Origin of the sequence: Streptomyces sp. NBC_00016, assembly GCF_045040885.1 — a bacterium.
In the GTDB taxonomy this organism is placed as follows: Bacteria; Actinomycetota; Actinomycetes; order Streptomycetales; family Streptomycetaceae; genus Streptomyces; species Streptomyces coriariae.
The window spans coordinates 1085653-1106385 of sequence record NZ_CP108304.1 but is presented as its reverse complement, the minus strand read 5'-3'; the positions used below and the strand labels follow the sequence as shown (position 1 = coordinate 1106385).

The window sequence follows — 20733 nt, the reverse complement described above, 5'->3', positions numbered from 1 at the left end:
ACGCCGTCTGGGCGTGGCCGTCCGGGAGGCAGCTGGCTCTCGTGCTTCCGAGCCTGATGACCCACCCGCTCGGAACCGTGTCGGTCGAGCTGGCGGCGCCCCCGATCCTTGAAATTATGAACATAATACTATGTCGCTGTGTGGGCGGTCGCAAGGGGCACGGGAACCACGAAGAACCACAAGGAACCGCTAGGAACCACAAGGAACCGTGACGAAGCGCGAAGAAGCCGCGAGGAGCAAGAAAGCAAGAAGGCGCAGAGGGGCGCCGGTAACTGCCACCGGGCAGACGCAGGGCATCGGTGGGTGGGCCGTGCCCCCGTGCAGGGGCCACGGCCCACCCGGTGGCTCAGGCTACGCCGGGCAACCGTTCACGGAGTGTGACCGGTGCGGCGGAGGACAGGGCGCAGGGCCTCGATGACGCCGGCGTCGTCCACCGTGGAGGGGATGGGTTCGTCCCGGCCGTCCGCGATGCCGCGCATCGTCTTGCGCAGGATCTTTCCGGAGCGGGTCTTGGGCAGGGCGGCGACGACCGCGACGTCCTTGAGGGAGGCGACGGCGCCGATGCGGTCGCGTACGAGCTGGACGAGTTCGGCCTCGACCTCGCCCGGTTCGCGGTCGGTGCCGGCTTTCAGGACGACGAGGCCGCGCGGCACCTGTCCCTTCAGGGCGTCGGCGACGCCGATGACGGCGCATTCGGCGACGTCGGGGTGGGAGGCCAGGGCCTCTTCCATGCTGCCGGTGGACAGGCGGTGTCCGGCGACGTTGATGACGTCGTCGGTGCGGCCCATGACGAAGACGTAGCCGTCTTCGTCGATGTGACCGCTGTCGCCGGTCAGGTAGTAGCCGGTGTAGGCGGAGAGGTAGGAGGCGACGTACCGGTCGTCGTCCTGCCAGAGCGTGGGCAGTGCGCCGGGCGGCAGCGGGAGCCGCACGACGATCGCGCCGTCGACGCCTGCGGGCACCGGCTCCCCCGAAGCGTCGAGGACCCGGACGTCCCATCCCGGCAGCGGGCGGGTGGGAGACCCGGGCTTGAGGGGAGCCGCCTCGATGCCCACCGGGTTGGCGACGATGGGCCAGCCGGTCTCGGTCTGCCACCAGTGGTCGATCACCGGGATGCCCAGCAGATCGCTCGCCCAGTGGTAGGTCTCGGGATCGAGGCGCTCGCCGGCGAGGAAGAGGTGGCGCAGGCCGGTCAGGTCGTAGCCCGCGGTGAGCGTTCCCTTCGGGTCCTGCTTGCGGATGGCCCGGAACGCGGTGGGTGCCGTGAACATGGTCCTGACCCCGTACTCGGCGGCAACGCGCCAGAACTGGCCCGCGTCCGGGGTGCCGACCGGCTTGCCCTCGTACAGCACCGTCGTCGCGCCGACCAGCAATGGCGCGTAGACGATGTACGAGTGCCCGACGACCCAGCCGACGTCGGAGCCGGTGAACATCGTCTCGCCCGGGCCCACGTCGTAGACGGCCCCCATCGACCAGTGGAGGGCGACCGCATAGCCGCCGCAGTCACGCACGACTCCCTTGGGCTTTCCGGTGGTTCCGGAGGTGTAGAGGATGTAGAGGGGGTCGGTTGCGGGGACGGGAATGCAGTCGGCCGGCGGCGCGGCGGCCACCAGGTCGGCCCAGTCGAGATCGTCGGGCCCCAACTCGGCCGGCTCCTCGGGGCGTTGCAGGATCACCCTCTTCTCCGGCCTGTGGGCGGCGAGTTCGATCGCCCGGTCGAGCAGGGGCTTGTACGCGATGACGCGCTTGCCCTCGATGCCGCAGGACGCGGAGACGACCACCTTGGGGGCCGCGTCATCGATACGGAGGGCGAGTTCGCGGGCGGCGAAGCCGCCGAAGACGACCGAGTGGACCGCGCCGATGCGTGCGCAGGCCAGCATCGCGATCGCGGCCTCGGGGACCATCGGCATGTAGATGACGACACGGTCGCCGTGCCCCACGCCGAGCTGCGCGAGCGCTCCCGCGAAGGCCGCCACCTCGTCCCTCAGCTGCGTGTAGGTGTAGGTGCGCCGGGTGTCGGTCACGGGCGAGTCGTAGATGAGCGCGGCCTGCTCGCCGCGGCCGGCTTCGACGTGCCGGTCGAGCGCGTTGAAACAGACGTTGAGTCGCCCGTCGGGAAACCAGCGGTAGAAGGGTGCGCCCGAGGAGTCCAGGGCACGATGCGGGGAGACATCCCAGTCGATGGCCTCCGCCGCCTTCAGCCAGAACCTCTCCGGATCTTCGGTACTGGAACGGAAGACGTCCTCGTACGTTCCCATCGCGCACTCCTTCGTGGCATCGAGGGGCGGGGGGGTGTTGCGGCGTGCGGAACCCTGTCGGACACAAGTACCGTATGCCAGCCGGCACGGTCGAGCCGGATGCCGAGTGCGGGATGCCGGATCCCCGATGCCCGAGGCCGGGTCCACGTGTCGAGCACCGACCGGCCGGACGAGCCGTCCGAGGGCCTCGACCAGGGTGTGCGGGACCCACCGCATGGCGGCGAGCCCGGCAGACCGAGGGGCGGTCCGGCCGAGACCGGCCGGACCGCCCCTAGGCGTGAGCGTCGGCCACCGCGTAGCCGGCCACGGACGGCCACCGGACCGTCAGTACCACCGACTCCTCCTCGGCGAACCACGAGTGGTCGACTCCGCGTCCCCACACGACGTAATCACCCTGCTCCTGCAGAAGTACGCTGCGACCGGGCAGTTCGACGCGGAAGCGGCCGCTGACAAGGACCAGGAGCGCTGTGCGTTCCTCGCCCCGCACCCACTCCGATCGCTCGTCACCGCGAGGGTGGACGCCCCATTTGATCTCCACGGTGTCGCTGTGACGCGGATCGCCGACGTCCTTGAAATGGCCGAGAAGCCACCCCTTGTCCAGTGGCGCATCCTTGCCTGCGTTGCCCACATACACGCTCTCGTTCACGCTGCCGGATGCTAGCAACTGGTCTCGCCGGCACTGTCGGCACGTTCGCCACACGCCCTGGCCTCCGCGGCGGTGACTCGACGGCGGTGACTCGACGGCGGTGGCTCGACGGCGGTGACTCCGCGGCGGTGGCTCGACGGCGGTGACTCCGCGGCGGTGGCTCGACGGCAGTGACGCGGCAGCGGTGGTTCGGGCAGAGAGGCGGCCGGGGGCCGCGTCGGCCGGGCTCCGCTCCGACAGCGCGCCTCGATGACGGAGATCCTGCGCGAACTCTTGACGTGTCTCGCCCCAGTGCGTAGATATGTCTGCGCAGTCATGGCAGCGCAGTCAGACGAGAACAGGCCAAGCCGCCGGCTGCCCGAGACCGGGAGACACCCATGGCACGACTGACAAGCCGCAGCACCGGCACCGCGCCACGCAGCCTTGACGTGGCGCAGTTGGCGGGCGTCTCGCAGAAGACGGTGTCCCGGGTCATGAACGGTGAGCAGTACGTCTCCGACGGCGTGCGCCGACGCGTCCTGGAAGCCGCCGAAGAACTCGGATACCGGCTGAATCACGCCGCCCGTGCGCTGGCCTCCGGGCGGACCCGGTCCATCGGGGTGGTGACGCTCGGAACGGCGCTGTACGGTCCCGCGTCACTGCTCATGGGCGTCGAGCGCGCCGTCCGGGACACCGGTTACGCGCTCCGCGTGGTCAACACGATGGAGGGCGATGCCTCGGGTGTCGCCGGTGCCGTCGACTCGCTCCTCGATCAGGGCGTGGACGGCATCGTCATCTCCGAGCCGATCGACGAGGACGACGGTGCGGACCTCTCCGTCCGCGTCGACGTGCCGGTCCTGGTCCTCGGCGCACCGCCGCCGTTCGCCGCCTCCCGGGTGGTGACCGCGGGCCTCGTCTCCCACCAGCAGGCGCGGGCCGTCACGGAGCACCTGCTCGAACTGGGGCACCCGACCGTCCACCACCTCGCCGGTCCCCGACGCTGGTTCGCCGCCAGGGACCGCCTCGAAGGATGGCGAGCGACGCTGGCCGCACACGGCAGACGCGAACCGCCTGTCATCACGGGCGACTGGTCGGCCGCCTCCGGATACGCGGCCGGTCGCCGGCTGGCCGCCGACGACAGCGTGACGGCCGTCTTCGCCGCCAACGACGACATGGCCATCGGTCTGATCCGCGCGCTGCTCGAAGCCGGCCGACGTGTACCGGAGGACATCAGTGTCGTCGGCCTCGACGATGTTCCGGTCGCCGCCTACGTGTCTCCTCCTCTGACGACGGTGCGACAGCCGTTCGAGGCAACGGCACAGGACGGCCTCAAGCGGCTGGTGCACGCCATCGAGAATCCGGACGCGGACCCCATCCCGGAGCAGGACCCGCCGGTCGACCTCGTCGTCCGGGCGTCGACCGCACCCCCGCCGTACCGGACGACCCCGGAATCCCGGCGCACCACGGCCTGAGTCCCCGTCAACCCCGTCACCTGACACGAGGGGAGTTCCGTCCCCCGTAGTCCGTCCGGCCTTAGTCCGCCCACCAGCAGCCCGCCCACCAGCAGCCCGTCCACCCGTACCTCGTCCACCAGCAGTCCGTCCACCCGTACCCGGTCCATCACGCCACCTGCTTCGACACCCGCCTGTGAGTGCGCGAGCCGACTCTCTGTACCTGGTCGTCGCACCACCACTCCCTCCCCAGCGCCGCGGCCCGGGCGCCCCCCCCCATGAGCCGATCACCGCCCAGGCCCCCGCCCCCGTCTCAGACCCTGACCGGCACCGGCACCGGCACCGGCCCCCTTCGGTCGACGAGCGTGACGTGCTCGGCCCCGGTTCCGCGAGCAAGGCACTCGCCCCGCCGGCGCCCCGCCCCTCACGCCCGATCCCATCTCATGGCATCCCTTCAGCACGCCGCCGCCCAGCGCGCGGATCCCCTAGGCACCCCTGCGGAGTCCACCATGTCCAGATTCTTCACAGCCCCCTCCTCGGCCCACCTGAACCGTCGTGGCTTCCTCGCCGCGACCGGGGCCCTGACGCTGGCGACCGCGCTGTCCGCCTGCGGCGGCGGAGACGACACGAGCGGCGGCACCTCCGCCGAGCCGGTCGGCCAGGCCGACATCGACAAGGCGATGAAGACGCCGACCGAGCTGACGTTCTGGACCTGGGTCCCGAACATCGACAAGGAGGTCGCGCTCTTCGAGGCGAAGTACCCGGCCGTCAAGATCAAGGTGGTCAACGCCGGCCAGGGAACCCCCCAGTACACGAAGCTCCGTACGGCTCTGAAGGCAGGCAGCGGCGCACCGGACATGGTGCAGATCGAGTATCAGGCCATCCCCACCTTCACGATCACCAACAGCCTGCTGGACCTGCGGCCGTACGGGGCGTCCGCGCTGAAGGACCGGTTCGTCGACTGGACCTGGAGCCAGGTCAGCGGCAGCAAGGGCGAGGTCTGGGCGATCCCCCAGGACACCGGCCCGATGGGCATGCTGTACCGGCAGGACATCTTCGACCGGCACGGCATCGAAGTGCCGGGTACCTGGGACGAGTTCGCCGCGGCGGCCCGCAAGCTGCACAAGGCCGACCCGGACGTCTACCTGACCAACCTCGCCGCGAACCAGGCCGCGGCCTGGCACGGACTGCTCTGGCAGGCGGACGCGAAGCCGTACGTGATGTCGGGCGGGAGCGACATCACCGTCAGCGTCGACGACGACGTCTCCAAGATGCTCGGCGAGTACTGGGGGACCCTCGCGAAGGAGGGCGTCATCGGGGTCGAGCCGGACTTCACCGACTCCTGGTACGCCGGGCTCAACAAGGGCAAGTACGCCACCTGGCTCACCGCCGCCTGGGGGCCGGTCTTCCTCTCCGGGTCGGCCAAGTCCACCGCCGGCAAGTGGCGGGCGGCCCCGCTGCCGCAGTGGGACGCCGCCAAGCCCAGCTCGGGCAACTGGGGCGGTTCGACGACCGCGGTCATCCGGGCGACCAAGAACCCGATCGCGGCGGCGGTGTTCGCGCAGTTCCTCAACACCGACCCGGCCAGCGCGAAGATGTTCGCCACCGAGCAGTTCTTCTTCCCCGCGACCAAGGCGCTGCTCGCGGACGAGGCCTTCGTCGGCCAGGAGTCCCCGTTCTACGGCGGTCAGAAGGTCAACCAGGTCTTCGCCGACATCGGCACCACGGTCAACACGACGTTCCAGTGGCCGCCGTTCCTCGACCAGGCGGCGACGGACTGGACGGAGACCGTCGGCAAGTCCCTCGCCGACAAGACCGACACCGTGCGCGCGCTCGGTACCTGGCAGTCGCGGCTCACCACGTACGCCAAGACCCAGGGCTTCACGGTCCACACGTCCTGACGGCCCGTCGGGCCCCGCGCAGCGGCGCGGGGCCACCCGTACGCACCGTCCCCTCCCTCGGAAAGGTTCGATGATGACTGCCACGCCCGCGGCCTCCCCCAAGGGTCGGCGCCGAGACGGGCCCACCCGCCCCCGGCGCGGCGGCGTGCGCCGCCGCCGGTCGGCAGGGCCTCTGTTCGTCGCTCCCTTCATGGCGCTGTTCCTCCTGCTCTTCGTCGCGCCGCTCGGCTACGCCGCCTACCTGAGCCTCTTCCAGGAACGCCTGGTCGGCGGAACGGCGTTCGTCGGACTCGACAACTACGTCCGGGCCCTGGAGGACCCCCAGCTCATCCACGGCGTCGGGCGCGTCGCGTTGTTCTTCGTGATCCAGGTCCCCGTGATGCTGCTGCTGGCGCTGGCGTTCGCGCTGGCCCTCGACAGCGGTCTGCTGCGGCTGTCCCGGGTGATCCGGCTGGGCATCTTCGTCCCGTACGCCGTCCCGAGCGTGGTCGCGGCCCTCATGTGGGGCTATCTCTACGGGCCGGACTTCGGTCCCTTCGCCCAGCTCAGCCGCGAACTCGGCCTGCCCGCACCGGACTTCCTCAGCGACGGCTGGATGCTCGGCAGCCTGGCGAACATCGTGACCTGGGAGTTCGTCGGCTACAACATGATCATCCTGTACGCCGCCCTGCGCACCATTCCCACCGAGCTGTACGAGGCGGCGGCCGTGGACGGGGCCGGCGCCTGGCGGATCGCCCGCTCCATCAAACTGCCCGCCCTCAGGTCGGCGCTGATGCTCACCCTGCTGTTCTCGGTGATCGGCAGCTTCCAGCTGTTCAACGAGCCGAACCTGCTGATGAAGGTCGCCCCGGACGTGATCAGCAGCTCCTACACCGCCAACCTCTACGCCTACACGCTCGCCTTCACCGGCCAGCAGGTCAACTACGCGGCCACGGTGTCCTTCCTGCTCGGCCTCGTCATCGTGATCGTCTCGTACGCCGTCCTGCTCACCGCGAACCGCAGGAGGACCTCGTGACGACCACCGCTCCGACGGCGACCGCCGCATCGTCGGCGGACCCGGCTGCCGCGACACCCGCGAAGCGGCGCCGCTCCCCGTCGGCCCGCCGCAGCACACCGCTGACCATCGCGATGCTCGCCGCCCTCGCCTACTTCCTCCTGCCGCTGCTGTGGCTGCTGATCGCCTCGACCAAGAGCACCCAGGACCTGTTCAACAGCTTCGGCCTGTGGTTCTCGCACGCCCCGCAGCTGCTGACGAACGTGCGGGAGACCTTCACCCAGGACAACGGGGTCTTCGTGCGCTGGCTACTCAACACAGCCGTGTACGCGGGTGTCAGCGCCTTCGGAGCCGCCCTGCTCGCGGCGGCGGGCGGGTACGGCTTCGCCAAGTTCCGCTTCCGCGGCGACCGAGCAGCCTTCAACCTCGTCGTGGGCGCCGTCATGGTCCCGGCCACCGCGCTGGCGATCCCCACCTACCTGCTCTTCGCGAAGGCGGGCCTGGTCAACACACCCTGGGCGGTCATCCTGCCCTCCCTCGTCAACCCGTTCGGTCTCTATCTGATGCGGGTCTACGCCGAGGACGCCGTGCCCGACAGCATCCTGGAGGCCGCCCGCATCGACGGGGCCGGCGAGCTGCGGATCTTCTTCCGGATCGTCCTCCGGCTGCTCGGCCCGGGCCTGGTGACGGTCCTGCTGTTCACGCTGGTGGCGACCTGGAACAACTACTTCCTGCCGCTGATCATGCTCAACGACCCGGACCTGTACCCGATCACGGTCGGGCTCTCCTCCTGGGCCGCGCAGGCGCAGAACGGCGGAGCGGGCTCCAGCAGCGACATGCTCGCGCTGGTCGTGACCGGCTCCCTGATCTCGATCATCCCGCTCGTCGTGGCGTTCCTGATGCTCCAGCGGTACTGGCAGAGCGGCCTGGCCGCCGGCGGCGTCAAGCAGTAGCGCCCACCCCATCCCCGTTCCACTCCCGTTTCCTCGGAGGTTCCCCTTCATGGCGGCTCTGCCTGCCCGCGTCCTCTTCGGCGCCGCTTACTACCACGAGTACACGCCCGCCTACGACCCCCATGTGCAGCCCGACGAACGGCTCAAGACCGACCTGGACCTGATGGCCGAGGCGCACTTCACCGTGATCCGGGTGGGCGAGTCGGTCTGGTCGACCTGGGAACCGGAGAACGGCCGGTTCGACCTCGACTGGCTCCAGCCCGTCCTCGACGGCGCCCACGAGCGGGGCATCTCCGTCGTCATCGGCACCCCGACGTACGCCGCACCGCCGTGGCTCGCCCGCCAGTACCCGGAGATCACCGGCGAGCGGCGCACCGGTGAGCGCATCGGCTGGGGCGCCCGGCAGGAGGCCGACTTCACCCACCCTGCCTTCCGGTTCCACGCCGAGCGGGTGATCCGCAAGGTGGTGGCCCGGTACGCCGACCACCCTGCGGTGATCGGCTGGCAGGTGGACAACGAGCCGGGCCTGCACCTCTTCCACAACCGCGGTGTCTTCCAGCGCTTCGTGGACCACCTGCGGGAGAAGTACGGGGACGTCGAGACCCTGAACCGCGAATGGGGCCTGGTCTACTGGTCGCACCGGCTGTCGACCTGGGCCGACCTGTGGACGCCGGACGGCAACGAACAGCCCCAGTACGACGTCGCCTGGCGGGAGTTCCAGGCCCGGCAGGTCACCGAGTTCATCGGTTGGCAGGCCGACATCGTCCGCGAGTACGCCCACCCCGAGCACTTCGTCACCACCTGCATCTCCTACACCCGCCAAGGGGTGGAGGACGACGAGATGACGGACCGCCTCGACATCGCCTCCGGCAACCCGTACTACGACATGCAGGACGGCCTGCTCCTGCCCGACCCCACGCCCGACGACCACGAGCAGAAGTGGAAGAGCACCGGCGTCTGGTCGATGTACCAGAGCGCCGACTGGATGTTCTCCTCCCGCCAGGAGCCGTTCCTGGTCACCGAGACCAACGCCCAGAGCATAGGTTTCCCGTGGGACAACCGGCCCGGCTACGACGGCCAGTGGCGCCAGGCCGCCTGGGCCCTCGTCGGCCGCGGCGCCCGCATGATCGAGTACTGGCAGTGGCAGACCCTGCGCTTCGGCGCGGAGACCTACTGGGGCGGCGTCCTCCCGCACAGCGGGCAGCCCGGCCGTACGTATGCCGAAATCGCCCGTCTCGGCGCGGAGTTCGAGACGGCGGGCCCGCTCGTCGCCGACCTCGAGCCGGACGCCGACATCACGATGGTCTACTCGATGCCGAGCAAGTGGCTGATGCAGAAGTACCCGCCGCTCGCGACCGCCGACGGCGAACCGGACGCCACCGCCTACCACCGGTTCTTCGACCCCTTCTACCGCGGCGCGTTCGACGCCGGCCGTCAGGTGCGCATAGTCCACGCCCGCCAACTGCACGACCCACGCGGCGAGCAGAGGGGAATGACGCCCGAGGAGGCGGTACAGCGCCACCCCGTCCTCGTCGCCCCCGCCCTGTACGTCGTCGACGACGGCACGCTCGACTGGCTGGAGGCCTACGCCCGGGCAGGCGGCCACCTGGTCCTCGGCCCGCGCAGCGCGTACGCCGACCACGAGGCCCGGGCCCGCCACGAGCCGACACCCGGACGTCTCGTCCCCGCCGCCGGCGTCCGGTACGACGAGTTCAGCAACCTCACGCGCGACATCCCGGTCCGCGCCGTGCCCGGTGGGCCGCTGGACGTCCCCGAGAACGCCACGGCGACACGGTGGATCGAGGGCCTCACGGTCGTCGACGCCGACGTCCTCGCCCAGTACGAGCATCCGCACCACGGCCGCTGGCCCGCCGTCACCACACGGCGCCACGGCGAGGGCCGTGTCACCTGCGTCGGGACGGTGCCGGGCCGCGACCTCGCCCGGACGCTGGCCGAGTGGCTGGTCCCGGCCGCCGGCAGCGGGTGGCGCGACCTGCCCGCCTCCGTCACCGCGACCACGGGTACGTCGACCGACGGGCGCCGTGTGCACCTCGTCCACAACTGGAGCTGGCAGCCCGTGAGCGTCCCCGCCCCGGTGGACCTCTCCGACGCCCTGACGGGCACCTCGATCCTCTCGGGCTCGGCGCTGGACCTCGGCCCCTGGGACGTACGCGTGCTCGTCTCCACCGACGCCGCCGGCGCGCCGGCCCCTGAAGCAGCCCACCGTTCCTGATCCATTCCCTGAGGAGGGGCAATGCCACGAAGAAGGCTTGGACGAGCTTTCGGTGTCTTCACCGCCACATCCGCGATCCTCGCGATACCCATGGTCAACGCGCAGGCGTACGACCCGACGGGCGGGATCATGTACCAGCTCGGCAGCGAGCCGTGTCTGAAGGGCCGGGGCAACTGCGCGGTCTACCCGAAGTCGGCCGAGCTGCCGAGCGGACGTCTTCTCGCGTCCTTCGAGAAGTCCACGGTCGTGACGGCGACCGGGAGCGCCGACAAGCAGACCCTCCCGGTCTACAAGAGCGACGACCACGGAACGACGTGGCAGCCCCTGTCGGAGGTCAAAGCTCCTGCGTATCTCTCCGGCGACCCCCAGTACGCGAAGTACACCAGCAACTGGACCAACCCCTACCTGTACGTCCTTCCGCAGGACGTCGGGAACCTGAAGCAGGGCACGCTGCTGCTCGCGAGCGTCGTCTCGGGCGACGACCACTACTACAAGGAGCACAAGGCGGCCGACCCGAACTGGACGCCGACCAACGACGGCGACCGCAAGGATCTGGCGATCGCCCTGTACTCCAGCACCGACGAAGGTGCGACGTGGAAGGTCGAGAACGTCGTCGCGACCGGCGGCTGGCAGGGCGGCAGCGCCGGCGCGGTCGGCCAGAACATCGCCGACGCGAACACCCGTCACCAGGTGGACCCCGTCTGGGAGCCGTACCTGATGGTCCACAAGGGCCGGCTCGTCTGCTACTACTCCGACGAGAACGACTACACCGGCTTCAACGCGACCACCGGTGTCCCGACCCTCGACCCCGCCAACGACACCGCCACGGACTCGCAGGGCCAGATCCTCGCGCACAAGACCTGGGACGGTCTCGGCGCGGCGTGGAGCGCACCCGTGGTCGACGTCGCGGGACTGACCCAGAACATGGGCGGCGGCAAGACGGAGATCGGCGGCGGGCGGCCGGGGATGGCGAACGTCGTCCGCACGACCGACGGCAAATGGCTGCTGACCTTCGAGTACTGGGGCGGAGGAGCCAACACCAGGTACGTGCTCGCCGACGACCCGCTGAAGTTCTACACCGGCTCCGCCACCGGCACGGGCGTCAACGCCCTGCCGCTCGACGCCGGCTCCCACGCCCTGGCGGCCGGCGGCAGCCCGGTCCTCATCCGGCTTCCCGGCGGGCGCCTGGTCTACAACGCGGCCGGCAGCGGCAACGTCTGGGTCAACGACAGCGGACGCAGCGACAGCACGTGGAAGGAGTACCAGACGACCTCACCGGCCGGCTACAGCCGCAACCTCCAGTACGTCGACGGCACCGGCCGCATCGCCGTCCTCAACAACCAGGGCACCTCCACGATCGCCTACGCCGAGGTCGACCTCGGTCACTCCGACGGCGCCTACCACCAACTGGTGAACCGCAGGACCGATCAGGTGATCGGCACCGGGAACAAGACCAACGACGCGAACATCGGCAACGCGGACGTGCCCGACGTCCGGCTCGAGGCCCCGGGCTCGGCGGCCGACGCGGACACCCAGTACTGGCACCTGACGACCGAGCCGAACGGCGGTGTGAGCCTGCTGAACAAGTCGGGCGGCCGCGCGGCGGCGATCTGGACCGGCAACGCCACGGCCGGCCAGAAGATCGGCCAGTGGGTCGACAACAGCGACACCGGCAGCTGGAACCTCGTCAAGACCGCCGACGGGTTCTACAAGCTCCAGTCCGTCAAGAACACCGGCCTGTATCTGACCGGTGCGACCGCCGGGGCGCAGCTGACCCTGCAGACCGCGCTCACGGACGGTTCACAGGACTGGGAACTCGTTCAGTAGACACCTGGAACCCGGGGTCTGGCACTCGTCGCCAGACCCCGCACCTTCCTTCGCACGACCGGGCCCTTGGCACGACCGGGCCTTCGCATGACCGGGCCCTTGGCACGACCGGGCCCTTGGCATGACCGGGCCCTTCGCACGACCGGGCGTCGGCCGAGACATCGGCCGACACATCGAACGCCAGGTCCGGACGGTCCGCCCGCCCGATCTCCTCATCAACCAGGATGGCTGGTTGTGAATACCGAGCGCGATGACCGTGCACACCTCGAATCCTGTGTCGTCGGAGTCGACTTCGGCACGTTGTCCGGGCGGGCCGTGGTGGTCCGCGTCCGGGACGGAGCGGAGCTGGGCACCGCGGAGCATCCCTACGCCCACGCGGTCCTGGACCGGGAACTCCCCGACGGAACGACGCTTCCCCCCGACTGGGCCCTGCAGGTTCCGTCGGACTACATCGACGTCCTGCGCCACGCCGTGCCGCAGGCGCTGTCCCGTGCCGGAGTGCGGCCGGAGCAGGTGACCGGTGTCGGCACGGACTTCACCGCCTGCACCTTCCTGCCGGTCCTCGCCGACGCCACACCCCTGTGCGAACTCCCCGACCTCGTCGGCCGTCCGCACGCCTACCCGAAGCTGTGGCGCCACCACGCCGCACAGAGCCACGCCGACCGCATCAACGCGCTCGCCGCCGAGCGGAAGGAGAAGTGGCCGGCCCGGTACGGCGGAAAGATCTCCTCGGAGTGGGAGTTCGCCAAGGCGCTCCAGGTGCTGGAGGAGGATCCGGAGGTCTACCGCCGGACCGAGCGGTGGGTGGAGGCCGCGGACTGGATCGTCTGGAGGCTGTGCGGCACCTACGTCCGCAACGCCTGCAGCGCCGGCTACAAGGGCCAGTTCCAGGACGGCGCCTACCCTTCCCGCGACTACCTCGCGGCGCTCAACCCGGACTTCGCCGGCTTCGTGACCGACAAGCTGGACCAGCCGATCGGCGAACTGGGCTCACCGGCCGGGACGTTGACGGCCGAGGCGGCGGCCTGGACGGGGCTGCCCGAGGGCATCACCGTGTGCGTGGGTCATGTCGACGCCCATGTGACGGCGCCCGCGGCGGGAGCCGTGGATCCGGGACAGATGGTCGTCATCATGGGCACCTCGACCTGCCATGTGGTGAGCTCCGACCGGCAGGCCACGGTGCCCGGCATGTGCGGGGTCGTGGACGGCGGCATCCTGCCGGGCCTGTGGGGATACGAGGCCGGACAGAGCGGCGTCGGCGACATCTTCGCCTGGTTCGTGCGGAGCGGCCTTCCCGCGTCGTACGCCGAAGAGGCCGCAGCCCTGGGCCGCGACCCGCACGAACACCTCACCGCCCTCGCGGCCGTTCAGCAGGTCGGCGAGCACGGCCTCGTCGCCCTGGACTGGCACAGCGGCAACCGCTCCGTCCTGGTCGATCACGACCTCAGCGGCGTGCTGGTCGGACTGACCCTCTCCACCCGGCCCGAAGACATCTACCGCGCGCTGCTGGAGGCCACGGCCTTCGGCACCCGCACCATCATCGACGCCTTCGAGGCATCCGACGTGCCGGTGGCGGAACTCGTCATCGCCGGAGGCCTGACCAAGAACCCGCTGCTGATGCAGATCTACGCCGACGTCACCCGCCGCCCGCTCGGCGTCATCGGCTCCGCCCAGGGCCCCGCACTCGGCGCGGCGATGCACGCCGCGGTCGCCGCCGGAGCGTACCCCGACATCCGGGCCGCGGCCCACGCCATGGGCAAGGCCCGTCGCGGGGCCTACCTGCCGGACCCCGAACGCGCCGCGGCCTACGACCGCCTGTACGCCGAATACCGGCTCCTGCACGACTACTTCGGGCGGGGCACCAACGAGGTCATGCACCGCCTGCGCCGCATCCGCGCGGAAGCGTCCGCCGGAGCGCCGCACACGCGGCCGAGCACGAAAGGAACCCCGTCATGACGACACCGGCCCCCACCCGCGCGGGCCGGATTCGACCCTTGGCACCCGGGCCGGCCGACGCCGCCTAGTGGTGGGCGGAAGTGCCACGGCCCGCCGGCGGAGGCGCGGTCGAGGCGCGGACGATGAGGTCGACCGGTGGTTCACTCGCCGTCAAGGGGTCGGCTTGCGGGTTCTCGATGGCGTGCACGAGACGTTTGATGCCGTCCTGGGCCACCGCGTCGAACGGCTGGCGCACCGTCGTTAGGGGAGGGGTGACATAGGCGGCGACCGGGATGTCGTCGAAACCCACGACGCTCACGTCGTCCGGAACGCGTCGGCCGGCCTCCGTCAGCGCGCGGATCAGGCCGATGGCCATGTCGTCGTTGGCCGCGAAGACTGCCGTCACGTCGGGGTCGCAGGCCAGTTCACGGCCCGCGGCGTAGCCGGAGGCGGCCGACCAGTCGCCCTCGACCAGCGGCGGCTCGCGCCGGTCCTGAGCCGCGAGCGCCGCCCGCCATCCGGCGAGCCGGTCCCGGGCGGCGTACCACCGCTGTGGACCGGCGAGATGATGGACGGTGGGATGTCCCAGGCCGAGCAGGTGCTCGGTGACCGTGCGCGCCAACTGGTCGGCGCCGACCCCGGCGGCCAGCACCTTGGGCGCGGCGAACGGCGGTGGCGCGCCGCAGACGAGGACCGGCACGTCGACCTGGACGGAGACCTCCGACCCTTCCCCGTCGTCTCCGTTCCCGCTCTCGTCGATCGGCTCGGAGATGACGATGCCGTCCACGCCCTGGTCCAGGAGCGAGTCCACGGCTCCGGCGATGCCCGTCGGGTCGCCTTCCACGGTGTTGACCACACGGAGCGCGTATCCCGTGTCCCGGACGGCTCGCTCGACGCCCATGAGCAACGACGCGGGTCCGTACAGAGCGGTACCCAGCGTCACCACGCCGATGGAACGGGTCCGGCCCGAGGCCAGGGCGCGAGCCGCGTTGTTGCGCCGGTAGCCGAGTTCCGCGGCGGCCGCGAGCACGCGTCCGCGCACCTCCGCGGAGACGTAGGCCTCGTTGTTGAAGACCCTGGACACCGTCTTCTGCGAGACGCCTGCCAGCCGGGCCACGTCCACGCTGCGCGGCGCGGCGGAAGTCCCGCCTCGTCCTGATTCCCGCGCCATGGCGCCTCCCGGTGGTCACGCATCCGGGCCCCATGATGTCAGAGACCCCCTGACCACCTGCGTCCTCACGCCTGCCCGGTCAGCGCGTCCCCGCACCGGTCGTTCGCCGTACCTGCTGGGTCTCACGACGGGACGAACCTATGCTGGCTGCCATGAGGCGGACATCCTTTGCGCAGTGGCCCTGCTCGATCGCGCGGACCATGGACCTGCTCGGGGACTGGTGGACGCCGTTGGTGCTCCGTGAGGCGTTCTACGGGATCCGGCGGTTCGACGCGTTCCAGGAGTCGCTGGGGATCGCCCGCAACACGCTGACGGACCGGCTCCGCCGACTGGTGGAGGAAGGGCTGTTGGAGAAGCGGCCGTACCAGACGGAGCCGGTGCGCTACGACTACGTGCTGACCGAGATGGGGCGCGACTTCTACGGTGTGCTGCTGGTGATGAACCGGTGGGGAGACCGCTGGCTGGCCGGTGAAGCGGGTCCGCCGGTGGCCATGCGGCACGAGGTGTGCGGGCAGGAGACCCATGCCGAGGTGGTGTGTGCCGCCTGCGGCGAGCCGATGACCGCGGACAACACCCGCCCCCTGATGGGCCCCGGCTATCCACCGCATCTGGCCGAGCGGCCGGATGTGCGCGAGCGTTTCGCGGACTGAACCAGCCGCCCGGGTGGGCCGCGTCCACCCTTGACAAGTGAGTCTATCTACGCAACTTTACTGGTCAAACCTGGTATGAGGTTCTCGGACGGGCAGGGAGGCCGCAGGATCATGGAGTGGACGGGCGCGCGCTACGCGGACAGGCCGACGGTCGAGGTGCACACCTGGATCGCCGCTTCGCCGACACAGGTATGGACGCTGGTGTCCGACATCGAGCTGATGCCGCGTATCAGCGCGGAGCTGCGGTCGGTGGAATGGCTGGACGGCCGGAGCGGTCCCGCGCCGGGGGCCCGCTTCATCGGCCGGAGCAAGCACGAGGCACTGGGGGAGTGGGCCACCACCTCCCACATCGTCGAGTACGAGCCGTCGAGAGTGCTCGCCTGGGCGGTCGAGGATCCACAACACCCCACCGCCGTCTGGCGGTTCACCCTGGAGCCGCAGGACGGCGGCACTCTGCTGACGCAGTGGATGCAGATGGGGCCGGGCCGCTCGGGCCTGTCCTTGGCCATCGATCGCATGCCGGAGAAGGAGCAGAAGATCGTCTTCGTGCGTATGCGGGAGTTCGAGGCCAACATGACCGTCACCCTGGAAGAGATCAAGAAGCTGGCCGAGAGCGCCCGGACCTCGGGCGAGGCGAGCCTGTGATGCGCACCTCCACCACGATCGAGGCCTCCGGTGCCGACTGGCGCGAGATCGTCGACTACGTCACCGAGGCCGAGAAGCTCGGTCTGGACATCTGTTGGGTGGCGGAGGCCTGGGGCTCGGAGGCGCCCTCCCCGTTGGGCTACCTCGCCGCGAAGACCGAGCGCATGCTGCTCGGATCGGGAATCATCCAGCTCGGTACCCGGACGCCGATGGCCATCGCCCGCGCCGCGATCACGCTGTCGCAGATCTCCCAGGGGCGCTTTCTCCTCGGACTGGGCCCCTCCGGACCGCAGGTGATCGAAGGGCTGCACGGCGTGCCCTTCGCCCGGCCGCTGTCACGGATGCGCGAGACCGTCGAGATCGTGCGCCAGGCCGTGGCGGGCGAGAAGGTCTCCTACTCCGGCCGGGAGTTCCGGATCCCGCTGCCCGGCGACACGAAACCCATGCGGTTGTCGATGCGTGCCGAGTACGACATCCCCGTCTACCTCGCGACCCTCTCGCCGAAGATGCTGCACCTGACCGGTGAGGTCGCCGACGGCTGGCTGGGCACCAGTTTCGTGCCCGAGGGCGCCAAAGAGGCGTACTTCGACCATCTGGACCAGGGTCTGGCCGCCGCCGGGCGCATCCGCTCCGACCTCGACATCTGCCAGGGCGCCGAGGTCGCCTTCGCGGACGACGAGGACGCGTTGCGCGCGATGGTGTCCGGACGCAAGAAGGAACTGGCCTTCAGCCTCGGCGGCATGGGCTCCTCGACCACGAACTTCTACAACAACGCCTACAGCCGCCAGGGATGGGCCGAGGTGGCGGCCGAGGTCCGGACCCGCTGGCAGGCCGGGGACCGCGACGGCGCGGCCGGACTGGTCACCGACGAGATGGTGCTGGCGACCACGCTGATCGGAACCGAGGACATGGTGCGCGAGCGGCTGCGCGTCTGGCGCGCCGCCGGTGTCGACACCGTTCGCTTCTATCCGGCCGGCGAGACCCTCGACGCCCGACTCGCCACCCTGGGCCGGGCCGTCGAGCTGGTCCGCGACCTCGAGGACGAGGCGACCGGCTAGCGGAGGCCTGGGCGGCCGAGGGAGGGCGGCCCAGGGGAGTGCCCCTTGCATGTTCTATGCCATACCCCATAAGTTACCGACAGGTAGCCCGCCCGGCGGGCCATCTCGTCGTCGGGAGGGGTGAGGCAAGTGAGTCCGCGCAAGAGCGACAGCCGTGACCGGATGGTCCTCAGTGCTGCTGCGCTGCTGCGTGAGTACGGGGCAAGCGCGACCAGCATCGACCGTGTGCTCGCCCACAGCGGAGCTCCCCGGGGCTCGGTGTACCACCACTTCCCCGGCGGGCGGACTCAGCTCATCGACGAGGCGGTGGCACTGGCGGGGGACTTCATCGCGGGACTGATCGACGCCGCCATGCGGGCGGATGATCCGGTGGAGGCCGTCGACGCGTTCTTCGCACTGTGGCGCGACCGGCTCGTGGAGAGCGGCTTCCGGGCCGGCTGCCCGATCGTGGCGGTGGCCGTCGAGACCAACGACGACGCACCCCAGCTCGTCGTCTCGGCAGCCGCCGTCTTCGCCCGCTGGCAGGAGGCTCTCGCGGCCCTCTTCGTCCGGCACGGCCTGACCGAGGAACGCAGCCGTCGGCTGGGCTCCTTCGTCATCGCCGCGGTCGAAGGCGCGGTGATCATGTGTCGGGCCGAGCGCAGCACCGCCCCGATCGAGGCGGCCGCCGCCGAGATCCACGACCTGCTCCTCCACACCTTGCGCGACCGCCCCGGCGCCGGACCCGGGGAGCCCCGGCCGTAGCCCGCAACCACTCGCTCCAGTCAGTTCAGTTCGAAGGAGTCGCCATGCCCTCGCTCGACCGTCACGACAACGTCTTCGTCCTCGACCTCGGAGACGGGGAGAACCGCTTCCACCCCGACTGGCTCACCGCCGTCGGCGCCGCGCTCGACGAGGTGGAGAAGGCGGAAGGCCCCCGGGCCCTGGTCACCGCCGCCACCGGCAAGTTCTACTCCAACGGGCTCGACCTGGACTGGCTGTTCGCCCACGCCGACCAGCACCAGGACTACGTCGTCTCCGTCCACGAGCTGTTCGCGCGGCTGCTGTCGCTGCCCGTCGTCACGGTGGCCGCGCTGGAGGGGCACACCTTCGCCGCCGGCGCGATGTTCTCCCTCGCCCACGACTTCCGTGTGATGCGCGCCGACCGCGGTTACTGGTGCCTGCCCGAAGCGGACATCAACATCCCCTTCACCCCGGGCATGGCCGCCCTGATCCAGTCCCGGCTGGCGCCGCAGACCGCGCACGAGGCCATGCTCACCGCCCGCCGCTACGGCGGCGCCGATGCCGCAGCGGCCGGCATCGTCGACCGGGCGGTCACCGAGGACGCCGTGCGCTCCACCGCCATCGAGATCGCCCAGGCGCAGGTGACCAAGGCCGGCGACACCCTCGGCACCATCAAGACCCGGATGTACGCCCCTGCCCTGGCCACCCTGCGCGACGCGACCAACCCGCTCGGCTGACCAGCACCCGCACCGGGCACCCCACCGCTCGTCACCCCGCACCCCGGCTGACCCCCGGGGCGGGGGCTGCCCCGGCTGACCACCGCATGGGGAGTTCGATCCCATCCCACCCGATCCCGCTCCTGCGGCTGTCGGCGACGGTGCGACGGTGCGACGGTCGGACAGAGGCGCTGGCGCCCGCCCGCGTCCGGCGTTGTCGATGTCAGCCGTGGATGTCAGAAAGCCTTCTTCCACTCGGGACTCAGTCTCCGGGCTGCCCTGTCGCAGGACGACATGGGCCAGCCTGAACGGCAGACCGTGAAGGGTCGGCTCCATCACCTTGAAGAGCGCCTCCGCATCCGCCCCGTAGGCGTACAGCACGGCTTCGCCTCCGCCGAACTCGTTCCCGTCCACGCCGACGCCCGCCTCTTGGACGGCGGCCGTCATGGTGCGCTCAGCGTCGAAGATCGCCTCCCGCTCAGCACGCGAGCCGCACTGGTCGTCGCTCAGCCGGTAGCGAGAAATGACGGCTTCCTCTGGTATCTCCAGTTCGGGAAGATCGAAGAGCGTGTCCATGCGGGCACGATCTCACCAGCCTCTGACAGAACGGCCGTGAACGGGGCTGAACGAGAAGGAAACTGAGACGGCGGCGCGGGCCGCCTACGGGCGCGACAGGTCGTGGGACAGGTCGCAGACGTCGTCGCGCATGTGCAGCCTGCGGAGGTCCTGGACCAGCGCGACGGGGTAGGGATGCATGGCCCACTTGGCGAGATAGCCGGCCTCGCCATGCTCCGTGAGCACAGTGTGGGCCGCTTCAAGAACACCGTGAGCGAATGCCGGACGCGGATAGGTCGCCTGCCAAATCATCGTGCCGTGGGAGTCCGGAAGGTCGGGGCTGACGGCGACGTCGGGGAACTTGTAGATAGTCACGTTGACCACGTCATCCGTTGTGCGGAGCACCCAGCGAAGCTCCTGCGGCTCGCTGTCGAAGAAGAACCGGGCTGAGCGCTGCCGCCCATACAGCTCGCCAGCTCCCGCTACAAGCTCCGCCAACGCGTCAGTGCAGTGGCTGGCGGTCACCGATGCCGTCTGAGAGTCATCGGACAGGTGGCATCTTGCCCAACCATGTCCTACGAGTTCCCACTTCAGCTGAAGGGCACCGGCTGACTCTTGATCCATCGACACAGCCCAGGCCAATGGCACTGATTGGCCCTGAGCTTGGGAAGCTCAGGTGTTCCGAGGTGCGGGCGCGGACCTGCTTGTGGGACTTGGTGTGTGCTTTCTTCCAGTCCGGAAGGCCTTCGCCCTTGCGTCGGCGGTGGGGCATGACGAGCCGGGTTGCTGGGACAGCTGCTGTCGGCGGTCGTGGGTGGCTGCCGACTGCTGCTTCGGTGCCGGATTCCTCCCATGACTTGTAGTCGTTGAGGTCGCCGGCCAGCGGCTGGCCGACCACGACGACCAGGCGGGTGTCGGCGTCGATGACGACCTGGCTGTTGGTCGAGTGTCGGTAGTTCGGCGAGGGCTCAGCCCGGTGAACGGGGCTGTCCAGGACGGCTCCGAAGCCGTGGTCACACCAGACATCGCGAGATCATT

The 20733-nt window shown here is 70.1% G+C and carries 16 protein-coding genes and 1 pseudogene; 12 read left to right on the top strand and 5 right to left on the bottom strand.

Annotated features, from left to right (window positions below; all coding sequences use genetic code 11):
• Positions 1–368: 368 nt before the first annotated feature.
• Positions 369–2258 (bottom strand): propionyl-CoA synthetase, encoded by a 1890-nt coding sequence (locus OG933_RS04955; RefSeq protein WP_405625579.1) that lies wholly within the window; start codon positions 2256–2258, stop codon positions 369–371.
• A gap of 271 nt (positions 2259–2529) precedes the next feature.
• Entirely contained in the window at positions 2530–2904 is a 375-nt protein-coding gene (locus OG933_RS04950; protein ID WP_362522154.1) for a signal peptidase I, read from the bottom strand.
• A gap of 377 nt (positions 2905–3281) precedes the next feature.
• Here OG933_RS04950 and OG933_RS04945 point away from each other — a divergent pair, with 377 nt between their 5' ends.
• The 7 genes from OG933_RS04945 to araB all read left to right on the top strand — a co-directional run bounded on the left by OG933_RS04945 (position 3282) and on the right by araB (position 14198).
• A complete protein-coding gene (locus OG933_RS04945; protein ID WP_405625577.1) occupies positions 3282–4355 on the top strand; it encodes a LacI family DNA-binding transcriptional regulator in 1074 nt (357 codons plus the stop codon).
• Between the two features lie 488 nt (positions 4356–4843).
• On the top strand, positions 4844–6235 hold the full coding sequence (locus OG933_RS04940; protein WP_362522150.1) for an extracellular solute-binding protein: 1392 nt from the start codon (positions 4844–4846) through the stop codon (positions 6233–6235).
• Between the two features lie 73 nt (positions 6236–6308).
• Positions 6309–7250 carry a carbohydrate ABC transporter permease gene (locus tag OG933_RS04935; protein ID WP_405625575.1) on the top strand — a complete coding sequence of 314 codons (942 nt, stop codon included), beginning with the start codon at positions 6309–6311 and terminating at the stop codon, positions 7248–7250.
• Positions 7247–8182 carry a carbohydrate ABC transporter permease gene (locus OG933_RS04930; protein WP_405625574.1) on the top strand — a complete coding sequence of 312 codons (936 nt, stop codon included), beginning with the start codon at positions 7247–7249 and terminating at the stop codon, positions 8180–8182. The genes OG933_RS04935 and OG933_RS04930 overlap by 4 nt, the downstream gene beginning before the upstream one ends.
• 49 nt (positions 8183–8231) lie before the next feature.
• The gene (locus tag OG933_RS04925; RefSeq protein ID WP_405625573.1) at positions 8232–10415 is read left to right on the top strand and encodes a beta-galactosidase; all 2184 of its coding nucleotides are present in this window, start codon (positions 8232–8234) and stop codon (positions 10413–10415) included.
• Positions 10416–10436: 21 nt separating this feature from the next.
• Positions 10437–12242: an RICIN domain-containing protein gene (locus OG933_RS04920; protein ID WP_405625571.1), complete on the top strand. Its 1806-nt coding sequence runs from the start codon at positions 10437–10439 to the stop codon at positions 12240–12242.
• 234 nt (positions 12243–12476) lie between these two features.
• Complete coding sequence (gene araB, locus OG933_RS04915; protein WP_405625570.1) at positions 12477–14198, top strand: ribulokinase; 1722 nt, start codon at positions 12477–12479, stop codon at positions 14196–14198.
• Positions 14199–14262: 64 nt separating this feature from the next.
• Here the strand turns inward: araB and OG933_RS04910 are convergent, their stop codons facing one another.
• Complete coding sequence (locus OG933_RS04910; protein ID WP_405625568.1) at positions 14263–15348, bottom strand: LacI family DNA-binding transcriptional regulator; 1086 nt, start codon at positions 15346–15348, stop codon at positions 14263–14265.
• A gap of 152 nt (positions 15349–15500) precedes the next feature.
• Between OG933_RS04910 and OG933_RS04905 the strand changes: the two genes are divergently transcribed.
• From OG933_RS04905 to OG933_RS04885, 5 genes are all read left to right on the top strand, one after another.
• On the top strand, positions 15501–15998 hold the full coding sequence (locus OG933_RS04905; RefSeq protein WP_362522138.1) for a helix-turn-helix domain-containing protein: 498 nt from the start codon (positions 15501–15503) through the stop codon (positions 15996–15998).
• Between the two features lie 111 nt (positions 15999–16109).
• A complete protein-coding gene (locus tag OG933_RS04900) occupies positions 16110–16643 on the top strand; it encodes an SRPBCC family protein (RefSeq protein WP_362522136.1) in 534 nt (177 codons plus the stop codon).
• Complete coding sequence (locus OG933_RS04895; RefSeq protein ID WP_405625567.1) at positions 16643–17701, top strand: LLM class flavin-dependent oxidoreductase; 1059 nt, start codon at positions 16643–16645, stop codon at positions 17699–17701. The genes OG933_RS04900 and OG933_RS04895 overlap by 1 nt, the downstream gene beginning before the upstream one ends.
• A gap of 129 nt (positions 17702–17830) precedes the next feature.
• Positions 17831–18445, top strand: a complete 615-nt coding sequence (locus tag OG933_RS04890) for a TetR/AcrR family transcriptional regulator (protein WP_362522132.1) — start codon at positions 17831–17833, stop codon at positions 18443–18445.
• A gap of 44 nt (positions 18446–18489) precedes the next feature.
• Positions 18490–19161 (top strand): enoyl-CoA hydratase-related protein, encoded by a 672-nt coding sequence (locus OG933_RS04885; protein ID WP_405625565.1) that lies wholly within the window; start codon positions 18490–18492, stop codon positions 19159–19161.
• 639 nt (positions 19162–19800) lie between these two features.
• On the opposite strand, the gene OG933_RS04880 is transcribed toward OG933_RS04885, so the two are convergent.
• Positions 19801–20220 carry a hypothetical protein gene (locus OG933_RS04880; RefSeq protein ID WP_405625564.1) on the bottom strand — a complete coding sequence of 140 codons (420 nt, stop codon included), beginning with the start codon at positions 20218–20220 and terminating at the stop codon, positions 19801–19803.
• 148 nt (positions 20221–20368) lie between these two features.
• Positions 20369–20668 (bottom strand): annotated as a pseudogene (locus OG933_RS04875) (IS5/IS1182 family transposase); the annotation flags it as partial.
• Positions 20669–20733 lie beyond the last annotated feature (65 nt).